This is a genomic window from Streptomyces sp., from assembly GCF_019510245.1.
Classification (GTDB): Bacteria; Actinomycetota; Actinomycetes; order Streptomycetales; family Streptomycetaceae; genus Streptomyces.
In genome coordinates, this window is the sequence record NZ_JAEKKT010000146.1 from 50,205 (window position 1) to 62,701 (window position 12,497).

The following is a 12,497-nucleotide window of genomic DNA, read 5'->3' on the forward strand; positions in this document are numbered from 1 at the left end:
GCGGGGAATCTCCCGGGGTACTCGTACGTTGAGAAGTCGAAGGCCGGCTTCGGCACTCCCATCGACGTAAGGACCCAATGACCTCCTCTTCTTCCCCTTCCCAGGACACCAGGCGCCTCGCGCAGGACTACCCCGACGGTCTTCGGGCCGATGCCCTGATGGAAGAGGACGTCGCCTGGAGCCACGAGATCGACGGAGACCGGGACGGCGACCAGTTCGACCGCTCCGAGCGTGCGGCCCTGCGCCGTGTCGTGGGCCTCTCCACCGAGCTCGAGGACGTCACCGAGGTCGAGTACCGGCAGCTCCGCCTGGAGCGGGTCGTGCTGGTCGGGGTGTGGACCTCGGGCACCATGCAGGACGCGGACAACTCCCTCGCGGAGCTGGCCGCCCTCGCCGAGACCGCGGGCGCGCTCGTCCTCGACGGCGTCATCCAGCGCCGCGACAAGCCCGACGCGGCCACCTACATCGGCTCCGGCAAGGCCCTGGAGCTCCGCGACGTCGTCGTCGAGACGGGCGCGGACACCGTCATCTGCGACGGTGAGCTCAGCCCGGGCCAGCTGATCCAGCTGGAGGACGTCGTCAAGGTCAAGGTCATCGACCGGACCGCCCTGATCCTGGACATCTTCGCCCAGCATGCCAAGTCCCGCGAGGGCAAGGCGCAGGTCTCGCTCGCGCAGATGCAGTACATGCTGCCGAGGCTGCGAGGCTGGGGTCAGTCGCTGTCCCGCCAGATGGGCGGCGGCAAGGGCGGCGGCCTCGCCACCCGCGGTCCCGGTGAGACCAAGATCGAGACGGACCGGCGGCGGATCCGCGAGAAGATGGCGAAGATGCGCCGGGAGATCGCGGAGATGAAGACCGGCCGCGAGATCAAGCGCCAGGAGCGCCGCCGCAACAAGGTGCCGTCCGTCGCCATCGCGGGCTACACCAACGCCGGCAAGTCCTCCCTGCTCAACCGCCTCACCGGCGCCGGTGTCCTGGTCGAGAACGCCCTGTTCGCGACCCTGGACCCGACCGTCCGCCGCGCGGAGACGCCCAGCGGCCGGCTCTACACCCTCGCGGACACCGTCGGCTTCGTCCGTCACCTGCCCCACCACCTGGTCGAGGCGTTCCGCTCCACCATGGAGGAGGTCGGCGACTCCGACCTGATCCTCCACGTGGTCGACGGCGCGCACCCGGCCCCGGAGGAGCAGCTGGCCGCGGTACGCGAGGTGATCAGGGACGTCGGCGCCACCGACGTACCCGAGATCGTCGTGATCAACAAGGCCGACGCGGCCGACCCGCTGGTCCTCCAGCGCCTGCTGCGCAACGAGAAGCGCTCGCTCGCGGTCTCGGCCCGCACCGGCCAGGGCATCCAGGAACTCCTCGCCCTGATCGACAACGAGCTGCCCCGCCCGTCGGTCGAGATCGAGGCCCTGGTCCCGTACACCCACGGCAAGCTGGTCGCCCGCGCCCACAACGAGGGCGAGGTCCTCTCGGAGGAGCACACCGCCGAGGGCACCCTCCTCAAGGTCCGCGTCCACGAGGAACTGGCGGCGGAACTCGCGCCGTACGTCCCGGCTCCGGCCGCGTGACAGTTCGTAAGCGAACGGGCCGCTCCCTTTTCAGGGGGCGGCCCGTTCGCTTTCCTGGGGGCGCGGGGAACAACTGCGCGATCAGCCATGACGGCGAGTCAGTCGCCGGCGCACCAGGTGCACCACGGCGCGAAGGCGACACCCACCTTCCTCACTGATCGGCGAACTCCTTGCTGACCCCCTCGTAAACCCCCTTGGCCACGTCCCCGAACCGCGGCCCCGCCAGCCACCCCGAACTGACCGGCCCGATCGACGTGTTGGACACCAGCGCCGGCTTGCCGTCGGCACCCGTCTCCACCCAGCCGCCCCCGGACGCCCCGCCGGTCATCGTGCACCCGATCCGGTACATCGTCGGCGCCGCCGCGTCCACCGACAGCCGCCCGGGCCTGCCGGCGCACTGGTACAACAGCGACCCGTCGTAAGGCTTCGCCGCCGGATACCCGGTGGCGGTCATCTTCGACACCTTCGGCACCGCAGGAGCGTCGAAGTTCACCGGCAACGCCGAACCGACCGTCTCCTCGAGCGACTTGCCACCACTGCCCTGCTCGGGCGTCACATGGATCACGGCGTAGTCGTACGACGCCCCCTGGCCGCCCGTCTCACCGCCCTGGTCGATCCACTGCTGCGAGGTCTGCGCCCCGTCGCCCCACCAGACGCCGTACGGTGCGACCTCCGCACGGGTCGCCGCCGCCAGCGCCGAACCGGTCAGCCCCTTGTCGTTGTACGACGGCACGAACGCGATGTTGCGGTACCAGCCGCCGTTCCTGCCGGCGTGCACGCAGTGCCCCGCCGTCCACACCAGGTTGGACTTGCCCGGGTGCGCCGGGTCCTCGACGATCGTCGCCGAGCAGACCATCGTGCCCTCGGGGGAGTCGAAGAAGACCTTCCCGGCCGTGGCCGCGCTCGCGTGGTACGCCGGCCGCACCGCCGTAGCCTGGACCGGTTGCGGCGTCGGGTCGGTGACCCCCTGGTCACCGGAGAGGTCGTTGTCGTCGACGCCCTTGTCCTTGTCGGGGTCGTCGGCGTCCCGCATCCGGTCCGGGTTCCACAGGCCCTTGATGATGGGGTTGATGAAGTCGTTGGCCTCGCGCAGCCAGTCGTCCTTGTCCCAGTTCTTCCAGGCGCCGTGCTTCCACTTGTCGATGTCGATCCCGTGCTCTTTGAGCCTGTTCCTGATGTCGTCCGGGATCCTGATCTTGCCGTCACCGGTGTCGGCCGTGGCGGACGCGGACGCCGGGCCGCCGGCGTTGTCGTCCCCGGAGCCGCTGCAGGCGGTGGCGGTCAGCGCCAGCGCCGAGGCGAGGGCGACGGCCGCCACCGCACGCGGCGCGCCCCCTCCACCTGGCAGGGCGAACGACGGCCGGATGGATCGCATGGTGGTGACTCCCCCTGTTGCTGAAGAACTTCAGCGCCACACACTATGCGCTCGCTGTGCGGCGCTCCCGATGGATGGGCAACGGTTCTGCTACGGCCCCCACCAGCGGGGCGACCCCGGTTCGCAGGTGGGATCGACGCGTCGCAGGTGACCGGTGTCGTCGCGAGTGCGCGTTCCAGCGGCTCTCGGCAATGATCTTGAGACGACCCGTAACCCGCTGGGCGGTCCGCGGTTGGTAGCGGTGGGGGTCCGGCTGCCTGTGCCCGGTGCCCGCCGATCAACTCGCCTCTGGACAGCGGGGAGGACAGCGAGCCGTGGCCGTGACGGAACCGGTGACCGGTGAGACCTTCGGGGGAGCGCGCGCGGCACAGGAGGGGATCCTGAGGCGTCAGTCGGCGCGTGAGTCGCGGGCACGCACCTACGCGCGCGCCCTGCCCATCGTGCCGGTGCGGGCCCGCGGCCTGACCATCGAGGGCGCCGACGGACGCCGCTACCTGGACTGCCTCTCCGGCGCCGGCACCCTCGCCCTCGGCCACAACCACCCCGTCGTGCTGGAAGCGGTCCGCAAGGTCCTCGACTCCGGTGCCCCACTCTCCGTCCTCGACCTGGCGACCCCCGTCAAGGACGCCTTCATCACCGAACTGTTCCGGACCCTGCCGCCCGGCCTCGCCGACCGCGCCCGCGTCCAGTTCTGCGGGCCCGCCGGCACGGACGCCGTCGAGGCCGCCTTCAAACTCGTCCGGGCCGCGACCGGCCGCACCGGCATCCTCGCTTTCACCGGCGCCTACCACGGGATGACCACCGGCGCCCTGGCCGCCTCCGGCGGAGCCGGCGACGTCCGCGTCGCCCGGCTGCCCTATCCCCAGGACTACCGCTGCCCGTTCGGCGTCGGCGGCCCCCGCGGCGCCGAACTCGCCGCCCGCTGGACCGAGACCGTCCTCGACGACCCCAAGTCCGGCGTCCCCCTCCCGGCCGGCATGATCCTCGAACCCGTCCAGGGCGAGGGCGGGGTGATCCCCGCGCCGGACGACTGGCTCCGCCGGATGCGCCGGCTCACCGCCGACCGTGCCATCCCCCTGATCGCCGACGAGATCCAGACCGGGGTGGGCAGGACCGGCGCCTTCTGGGCCGTCGAACACAGCGGCGTCACCCCCGACGTGATGGTCCTCTCCAAGGCCATCGGCGGCAGCCTTCCCCTCGCCGTCGTCGTCTACCGCGACGACCTCGACGTCTGGGAGCCCGGAGCCCACGCCGGCACCTTCCGCGGCAACCAGCTCGCCATGGCCGCCGGCACCGCCACCCTCGCCCACGTCCGCGAGAACGCCCTCGCCGAACGAGCGGGCGTGCTCGGCGCCCGGATGCTCGCCCAGCTGCGCCGGCTCCAGGACGACTTCGCGTGCGTGGGAGACGTGCGGGGGCGCGGCCTGATGATCGGGATGGAACTGGTGGACCCGGAGCGGGAAGAGCCCACGGGAGAGGCGGAGGACCACGAGAGTCGGGCGAGCGCCCACGGGGGCGGTGACGCGATCGCCGCGCGGGACGCCGCGGCGAACGGGTGGGACGGTGACCTCCGGCCCGGGCCGCGTCCCGCCGCTCCGGAACTGGCCTCGGCCGTGCAGCGCGCCTGCCTGGAACGGGGCCTGATCGTCGAACTCGGCGGCCGCCACGCCGGCGTCGTACGACTGCTGCCGCCACTGACCATCACCGACGAACAGGCCGCCGCCGTACTGGACCGCCTCGCCGATGCCGTGACCGCCGTGGCCCGCGACCCGGCCGCCCACGGCGTCCGGCCCCGACGAGACGAGGGCCGCAACGAACCGGACGGCTGACCCGCGTACCGGGAAGGCCCCGACCGGCCGGCGGCCCCGGCACGAACCCGCCGACCGAACCCTGCGGAGGAAACCCGTCACCGGGATCGCCCGGCGCGCCAGGGCCATTCGAACCGCCGTCGGGACCGCTCGAACCGCCGTCGGGGCCGCTCGGACGGCCGGTGCCGTCCGGACCGCTCGGATCATCCGTACTCCTCTCACCAGGACACTCACCAGTCGACTCACCACCCGACCAGCCCGGTCGCCGGCACGCCGCCGAACACCGCACCGCCCGAGCCCCGAGGAACCCGCCTTGAACGCCACCCCCGCGCCCGACGACAACGGAGACCAAGGCGCACAGGGACGCCCCCTTCCGCTCGCCGAGGCGGTCCCCCAGCAACGAGGCCGCACCTTTCCGACCGAGCGGCCACGCGACGACACGGGAGACCTGCTCGAGCACCCCGACCCGTACATCGCCGCCGAGGCCGCCGCCGTGGAGAACCTGCTCCGCTGCTGGGTACGCGAGACGAACCTGCCCACGCCCGACACCGGCACCCTCCGCATCCCGCTCCCCGGCAGCGGTACGGCCCTGGTCACCCCGGTCCGCCACTGGTCCCCGACCGGATGGCACCGCTTCGGCACGCCCCGGCTGGCCGGCGCCCCCGACACCGCCCCACCCGTCGACGCCGTCACCCTCGCCGCCCTGCTCACCCGCGAGACGCCCACGGGGCCGGCGGACACCGCCGACCTCGTGGCCCGGGTCGCCGACTCCCTGCGCCGCACCGCCACCTTCATCGCGGACCGGCGCGCCCGCCCCGCCGACAGCCCCGACCGCTTCCTCGCCGCCGAGCAGGCGCTGCTCCTCGGGCACCCGCTGCACCCGACCCCGAAGAGCCGCGAGGGCCTGACCGAGTCCGAAGCCCGGCTCTACTCACCGGAGTTGCGCGGCTCCTTCCCCCTGCACTGGATCGCGGTCGCCTCCTCCCTGCTCGCCACCGACTCGGCCTGGACCGAGCGAGGCCGTCCCGTCCCCGCGCCGCACCTCATGGAACGTCTGGCCGGCACGGGCCTGCCCCTGCCCGACGGCTGCGCCGCCGCCCTGCCCCTGCACCCCTGGCAGGTCCGCGAGATCGGGCACCGCCAGCAGACCGCCGCCCTCCTCGACGCCGGGCTCCTGCGCGACCTCGGACCGCTCGGCGCCTCCTGGTCTCCCACCTCCTCCGTGCGCACCGTCCACCGCACCGGTGCCCCCGCCATGCTCAAGCTGTCCCTCGGCCTGCGCATCACCAACTCCCGCCGGGAGAACCTCCGCAAGGAACTCCATCGGGGTGTCGAGGTGCACCGCCTGCTGCGTACCGGCCTCGCGAAGCAGTGGCAGGCCGCCCACCCCGGCTTCGACATCCTGCGCGACCCCGCCTGGCTGGCCGTCGACGGCCTGGACGGCCGGCCCGTACCCGGGCTCGACGTGGTGATCCGGCACAATCCGTTCACCCCCACCGACGACGTGTCCTGTGTCGCCGGACTGGTCACGCCCCGGCCTCTCGACGTCCCGGCGGCGAACGGCGGGCCCCGCCCGTACCGGTCCCGGCTGGCCAGGGTGGTCTCCCTGCTCGCCGAGCGCACCGGCCGGCCCGTGGGTGCCGTCAGCGCCGAGTGGTTCCTGCGCTACCTGGAGCAGGTCGTCCGCCCGATCCTCTGGCTGGACGGCGAGGCCGGCATCGCCCTGGAGGCGCACCAGCAGAACACCCTCCTCCTGCTGGACGCCGACGGCTGGCCGGCCGGTGGGCGCTACCGCGACAACCAGGGCTACTACTTCCGCGAGTCCCGACGGGCCGAACTCGACTCCAGGCTGCCCGGTGTCGGCGAGAACAGCGACACCTTCGTCTCCGACGAGGTCACCGACGAACGCTTCGCCTACTACCTCGGCATCAACAACGTGCTCGGCCTGATCGGCGCGTTCGGCTCCCAGCGGCTGGCCGACGAGCGCCTGCTGCTCGCGGCGTTCCGCCGTTTCCTCACCGACGCCGCCACCGGACCCGCCCGGCTGCGCAGCCCCCTGCCCGGCCGCCTGCTCGACTCACCCGTCCTGCGCTGCAAGGCCAACCTGCTGACTCGCCTGCACGGCCTCGACGAACTCCAGGGCCCGGTCGACACCCAGTCCGTCTACGTCACCATCGCCAACCCCCTCCACTCCGCGCCCTCCTGACCTCACCGACACCGCTTCCGGCCCTTGTGCGCCGCCCATCGCCGACCGACCGCATCGACCGAGCCGTATTCACCTCCCTTCATCCACCGACCGAGGAACATGACCCACCTCGTCTCCTGACAGGAGCGCACATGCCTCCCACCGACGCGAGCGCCGACACAGGCCCCGTCCCGGCCCACCCCCGACCCGCCGGCCACCCCGGCCGTTCCGGAACGGCCGAGGACGTGAGGGACTGCGAGGACACCCTGGACCTCCGCCTGCCCGGCGAACTCCTCGCCCTCATCGCCGGGACGACCCCCGAGGCCGACGAACCGGCCGCCGGGCTCACTCACGAGAGACGCGGCCCCCTGGACCCGCCCGGGCCGCCCGACCTGCTCGACCAGGTCGGCACCTGGGGCCCGACCGAGACCCCGGTCGGCCTCTTCCACCTGCTGCCGGTCCACGTGGCACGCGACCTGCCGGTCATCAGCGGCTGGATGAACGACCCCGCCGTGGCCGCGTTCTGGCAGCTGGCCGGCTCAGGGGCGCGGACGGAGGACCATCTGCGGGCCCAGCTCGCCGGGGACGGCCGCAGCGTGCCGTGCCTGGGTGTGCTCGACGGCACCCCGATGAGCTATTGGGAGATCTACCGGGCCGACCTGGACCCACTCGCCCGCCACTATCCGGCCCGCCCGCACGACACCGGCGTCCACCTCCTTGTCGGCGATGCCGCCGACCGGGGACGGGGACTGGGGTCCGCCCTGCTCAGAGCCGTGGCCGACCTCGTGCTCGACCGTCGCCCCGCCTGTGCGCGCGTCGTCGCTGAACCCGACCTGCACAACACCCCCTCCGTGGCCGCCTTCCTCAACGCGGGCTTCCGCTACGCCTCCGAGGTCGACCTGCCTGGCAAACGGGCCGCCCTCATGATCCGGGACCGGTCCCTACGTCATCTGATGTAGCGCTGAGTGATTGCGTGTACACATGTAGTACGAAGCGGCGACCGATCGAGTTCCCGGCCGTCCGAGAGAATTCCGAGCGCTTCGACGTCCGGCCCGTCCCTCCGTCCTTGTCTGCCGGTCCAGGAGCCCCGGCGTGATCCCACCCCCCGTCCCTGCCTTGATCGCCCGGTTGTCAGTGCCGGGTCGTAGGGTGGTCGCGCTATGACGAAGCCCTCACTCCCTGAACTCCTGCATGCCGCTGTCACAGCTGTCGGCGGTACGGAGCGCCCCGGCCAGGTGACCATGGCCGAATCGGTCGCCGAAGCGATCGACGACGGATCCCATCTGCTGGTCCAGGCCGGCACCGGCACCGGAAAGTCGCTCGGCTACCTGGTGCCCGCCCTCGCCCACGGAGAGCGGGTCGTCGTCGCGACGGCGACCCTCGCCCTGCAGAGACAGCTCGTCGAGCGCGATCTGCCGCGCACCGTCGACGCCCTGCACCCGCTGCTGCGCAGGCGCCCGGAGTTCGCCATGCTCAAGGGCAGGTCGAACTATCTGTGCCTGCACCGGCTGCACGAGGGCATGCCGCAGGACGAGGAGGAGGGCCTCTTCGACCAGTTCGAGGCGGCCGCGCCCACCAGCAAACTCGGTCAGGACCTGCTGCGCCTGCGCGACTGGGCCGACGAGACCGAGAACGGCGACCGCGACGACCTCACACCGGGCGTCTCCGACAAGGCCTGGGCCCAGGTCTCGGTCTCCTCCCGGGAGTGCCTCGGCGCGTCCAAGTGCGCCTACGGCGCCGAGTGCTTCGCCGAGATGGCCCGTGAGCGCGCGAAGCTCGCCGAGGTGGTCGTCACCAATCACGCCCTGCTCGCGATCGATGCCATCGAGGGTGCCCCGGTGCTCCCGCAGCACGAGGTGCTGATCGTGGACGAGGCGCACGAACTGGTCTCCCGCGTCACGGGCGTCGCCACCGGCGAACTCACCCCGGGTCAGGTCAACCGCGCGGTCCGGCGCGCCGCCAAACTGGTCGACGAGAAGGCCGCCGACCAGCTCCAGACCGCCGCCGAGGGCTTCGAGCGGCTGATGGAGCTGGCCCTGCCGGGCCGTCTGGAGGAGATCCCGGAGGATCTCGGCTACGCCCTGGCGGCGCTCAGGGATGCCGCCCGCACCGTGATCTCCGCGCTCGGTACCACCCGCGACAAGTCCGTCCAGGACGAGGACGCCGTCCGCAAGCAGGCGCTCGCCTCCGTGGAGACCGTGCACGACGTGGCGGAGCGGATCGTGAACGGCTCCGAGTGGGACGTCGTCTGGTACGAGCGCCACGACCGCTTCGGCGCCTCCCTCCGGGTCGCCCCGATGTCGGTGTCCGGCCTGCTCAGGGAGAAGCTCTTCGCGGACCGCTCGGTCGTGCTCACCTCGGCGACCCTCAAGCTCGGCGGCGACTTCAACGGAGTCGGCGCGTCCCTCGGCCTCGCCCCGGAGGGCACGGAGGGCGAGGACCTCCCGCAGTGGAAGGGCGTCGACGTCGGCTCGCCCTTCGACTATCCGAAACAGGGCATCCTCTACGTCGCCAAGCACCTGTCGCGCCCCGCTCGGGACGGCGACCGCGCCGACATGCTCGACGAACTGACCGAGCTGATCCAGGCCGCCGGCGGCCGCACGCTGGGCCTGTTCTCCTCGATGCGGGCCGCGCAGCAGGCCGCCGAGGAACTGCGCGTCCGGATTCCCGACTTCCCGGTACTCCTGCAAGGCGAGGAGACCCTCGGCGAACTGATCAAGAACTTCGCCGCGGACCCCAGGACCTGTCTCTTCGGCACGCTGTCGCTCTGGCAGGGTGTCGATGTCCCCGGTCCCAGCTGCCAGCTGGTCGTCATGGACAAGATCCCGTTCCCGCGTCCGGACGACCCGCTGATGAGTGCCCGGCAGAAGGCCGTCGAGGACGCCGGCGGCAACGGCTTCATGGCGATCGCCGCCACCCACGCCGCGCTCCTGATGGCCCAGGGCGCCGGCCGCCTCGTACGCGCGTCGGGGGACCGCGGTGTGGTCGCCGTACTCGACCAGCGACTGGCCACCGCGCGGTACGGCGGATATCTCAAGTCCTCGCTGCCCGACTTCTGGTACACCACGGACCGGAACCAGGTCCGCAGGTCGCTCGCGGCGATCGACGCGGCGGCGCGGCAGGCGGAGGCCGCGGCGGAGTGATCGCGGGTTGGCCTGGGCGGTGCCGGTCAGGCCAACCCATCATCCGAGGCAGGTGACCCCCGGGTCCGGACAGTGCAGGACCCCGGAACCGGCGCAGGGGTTCCGGGGCCCGGTCGGAGGGCGGGCAGATGACCGCCCGCCGCAGGCGTCACACGCGCCGCAGCACCGCGACGACCTTGCCCAGGATGGTCGCGTCGTCGCCGGGGATCGGCTCGTAGGCCGCGTTGTGGGGGAGGAGCCAGACGTGGCCGTCCTCGCGCTTGAAGCGCTTGACGGTGGCCTCGCCGTCGAGCATGGCGGCGACGATGTCGCCGTTCTCGGCGACCGGCTGGCGGCGGACGGTGACCCAGTCGCCGTCGCAGATGGCCGCTTCGATCATGGAGTCACCGACGACCTTGAGCACGAACAGCTCGCCGTCGCCGACCAGCTGCCGGGGGAGGGGGAAGACGTCCTCGACCGACTCCTCGGCGAGGATCGGCCCACCGGCGGCGATCCGGCCGACCAGCGGGACGTACGACGCGGCGGGCTTGCCGGCGGTGTCCGTGGGCTGGACGGTCACGGCCTGGTCGGAGCCGCGCACCTCGTACGCGCGCGGGCGGTGCGGGTCGCGGCGCAGGAAGCCCTTGCGTTCCAGTGCCATCAGCTGGTGCGCCACCGAGGACGTGCTGGACAGGCCAACGGCCTGTCCGATCTCCCGCATCGACGGCGGGTAGCCCCGGCGCTGCACCGAGTCCCGGATCACCTCGATCACCCGGCGCTGCCGGTCGGTGAGGCCCGAGCTGTCCGCCCGGATGCCTGGGGGTCGGCCCGGCAGGGAACGCTTGTGTCCCTCGGGATTCACGGCTTCGTTCATGGCATGCACCGGGTCGAGTCGGCCCTGGGAGCGGTCCTGGGCGGTGATGGTGGCACTGTCTGCGGTCGTGGTCACGTCGGCCCCTCTCGATGGTCTCCCTGCTGGACAACGGTAGTTGCTTTCGAAAGGTTGCGCCAAACACACGTTCGAGTGAAAAAACGCGGTTCACCGTACGTGATCGCATGTCTGGGTGTATGGCTCACGCGGTACCCGGCAGGCAAAAGAGCCCATTGTTGTACTCTTCACCGCCGGGGGACGGCCTTGTGGGTGTGCCCAGTCTGCCATCCGGACCGCCGCCGACCGGGATGTCCGTCCCCATCTGCGCCGGAGTCGCACGTGACCTCCGTGCGGCGCCCACGGTATCTCCGTATCCGCCGTCGCGGTACGTGTGCGACACGCGCGTCCTGGTGATGTATCTGCCAATCACCACATCTAGTGGTTGGATTGCTACCGCAGCCCACAAGTTGTGGTCCCCCGGGTCTCCGGTCTCTCTGAGATCGCCTATGCTTAGGGCTGCTTCGAGGGGCCCATGTGGCCCAGCGAGGCCATTGAGTCTGCTGTGAGGAGGGTTGGAGATCATGCACTGCCCCTTCTGCAGGCACCCCGACAGCCGCGTGGTCGACAGTCGTACGACCGACGACGGCACGTCGATCCGCAGGCGCCGCCAGTGTCCGGACTGCTCCCGTCGTTTCACGACCGTGGAGACGTGCTCGCTCATGGTGGTCAAGCGGTCCGGAGTCACCGAGCCGTTCAGTCGTACCAAGGTCATCAACGGTGTGCGCAAGGCATGCCAGGGACGGCCTGTCACCGAGGACGCACTCGCCCAGCTCGGCCAGCGGGTCGAGGAGGCGGTGCGCGCCACCGGAAGCGCCGAGCTGACCACCCACGACGTGGGGCTGGCCATACTCGGCCCGTTGCAGGAGCTCGACCTGGTCGCCTACCTGCGATTCGCCTCCGTCTACCGGGCGTTCGACTCGCTCGAGGACTTCGAGGCCGCGATCGCGGAGCTCAGGCGGGCGGCCCAGAACCCCGCCGCGGACGACGAAGACGCGGGAGCGGGGGGCCAGGAGGACGACCACGGGCCGGGCGGGGGCGCACAGGTGCCCGCACCCGTTCACATCGCCGGCTGACGGGAAGGCCGGGAACCGGGCGGAGGGCCCGGATCCGGTCGCCGGACGGCGATCCAGGACTTGTCGCGGGTGGCAGCTGAGGGCGCCCGCGATGCGAAAACAGAACAGTGTGCCACGGGAACATCGTGGCATTTCAGGGCGTTTTAGCCCGTACAGGGAGGCGGCATGACAGAGACGGCGAGCGGTCCGGCACGGAGTTCCCGCGCGAAGGGCACCAAGGCCACCAAGGGACTGCGTATCGAGCGCATCCACACCACCCCCGGCGTACACCCGTACGACGAGGTGAACTGGGAGCGCCGTGACGTCGTCATGACCAACTGGCGCGACGGCTCGGTCAACTTCGAGCAGCGTGGCGTCGAGTTCCCCGACTTCTGGTCGGTGAACGCGGTCAACATCGTCACCAGCAAGTACTTCCGCGGTGCCGTCGGCACC

General features: G+C 71.6%; 9 protein-coding genes. 7 read left to right on the forward strand and 2 right to left on the reverse strand.

Going from position 1 to position 12,497, the window contains the following annotated elements:
- Positions 1-77: 77 nt before the first annotated feature.
- Positions 78-1,571, forward strand: coding sequence for a GTPase HflX (gene hflX, locus JF597_RS25435; protein WP_293999098.1), 1,494 nt, complete (start codon positions 78-80; stop codon positions 1,569-1,571).
- Positions 1,572-1,722: 151 nt separating this feature from the next.
- Here the strand turns inward: hflX and JF597_RS25440 are convergent, their stop codons facing one another.
- Positions 1,723-2,946: a hypothetical protein gene (locus JF597_RS25440; RefSeq protein ID WP_293999101.1), complete on the reverse strand. Its 1,224-nt coding sequence runs from the start codon at positions 2,944-2,946 to the stop codon at positions 1,723-1,725.
- Positions 2,947-3,260: 314 nt separating this feature from the next.
- On the opposite strand from JF597_RS25440, the gene JF597_RS25445 reads away from it, so the two are divergent.
- The 4 genes from JF597_RS25445 (at position 3,261) to JF597_RS25460 (ending at position 10,082) form a co-directional block, all read left to right on the forward strand.
- Positions 3,261-4,775 (forward strand): diaminobutyrate--2-oxoglutarate transaminase family protein, encoded by a 1,515-nt coding sequence (locus JF597_RS25445; protein WP_293999104.1) that lies wholly within the window; start codon positions 3,261-3,263, stop codon positions 4,773-4,775.
- A 292-nt stretch (positions 4,776-5,067) separates the two neighbouring features.
- Positions 5,068-6,960, forward strand: a complete 1,893-nt coding sequence (locus tag JF597_RS25450; RefSeq protein ID WP_293999107.1) for an IucA/IucC family protein — start codon at positions 5,068-5,070, stop codon at positions 6,958-6,960.
- Positions 6,961-7,091: 131 nt separating this feature from the next.
- A complete protein-coding gene (locus tag JF597_RS25455) occupies positions 7,092-7,898 on the forward strand; it encodes a GNAT family N-acetyltransferase (RefSeq protein WP_293999109.1) in 807 nt (268 codons plus the stop codon).
- Positions 7,899-8,099: 201 nt separating this feature from the next.
- Complete coding sequence (locus JF597_RS25460; RefSeq protein ID WP_293999111.1) at positions 8,100-10,082, forward strand: ATP-dependent DNA helicase; 1,983 nt, start codon at positions 8,100-8,102, stop codon at positions 10,080-10,082.
- A 148-nt stretch (positions 10,083-10,230) separates the two neighbouring features.
- On the opposite strand, the gene lexA is transcribed toward JF597_RS25460, so the two are convergent.
- The gene (gene lexA / locus JF597_RS25465) at positions 10,231-11,010 is read right to left on the reverse strand and encodes a transcriptional repressor LexA (protein WP_133028126.1); all 780 of its coding nucleotides are present in this window, start codon (positions 11,008-11,010) and stop codon (positions 10,231-10,233) included.
- A gap of 503 nt (positions 11,011-11,513) precedes the next feature.
- On the opposite strand from lexA, the gene nrdR reads away from it, so the two are divergent.
- Together nrdR and JF597_RS25475 are read left to right on the forward strand one after the other, a co-directional pair.
- Positions 11,514-12,065 carry a transcriptional regulator NrdR gene (gene nrdR / locus JF597_RS25470; RefSeq protein ID WP_293999117.1) on the forward strand — a complete coding sequence of 184 codons (552 nt, stop codon included), beginning with the start codon at positions 11,514-11,516 and terminating at the stop codon, positions 12,063-12,065.
- Positions 12,066-12,230: 165 nt separating this feature from the next.
- Positions 12,231-12,497 (forward strand): hypothetical protein (locus JF597_RS25475; RefSeq protein ID WP_293999120.1); only part of this gene is annotated, 267 nt, incomplete at its 3' end.

Coding starts and splice junctions, on each gene's coding strand:
- hflX (WP_293999098.1), top strand. CDS start 78: ATGACCTCCTCTTCTTCCCCTTCCCAGGACACCAGGCGCCTCGCGCAG.
- JF597_RS25440 (WP_293999101.1), bottom strand. CDS start 2,946: ATGCGATCCATCCGGCCGTCGTTCGCCCTGCCAGGTGGAGGGGGCGCG.
- JF597_RS25455 (WP_293999109.1), top strand. CDS start 7,092: ATGCCTCCCACCGACGCGAGCGCCGACACAGGCCCCGTCCCGGCCCAC.
- JF597_RS25460 (WP_293999111.1), top strand. CDS start 8,100: ATGACGAAGCCCTCACTCCCTGAACTCCTGCATGCCGCTGTCACAGCT.
- nrdR (WP_293999117.1), top strand. CDS start 11,514: ATGCACTGCCCCTTCTGCAGGCACCCCGACAGCCGCGTGGTCGACAGT.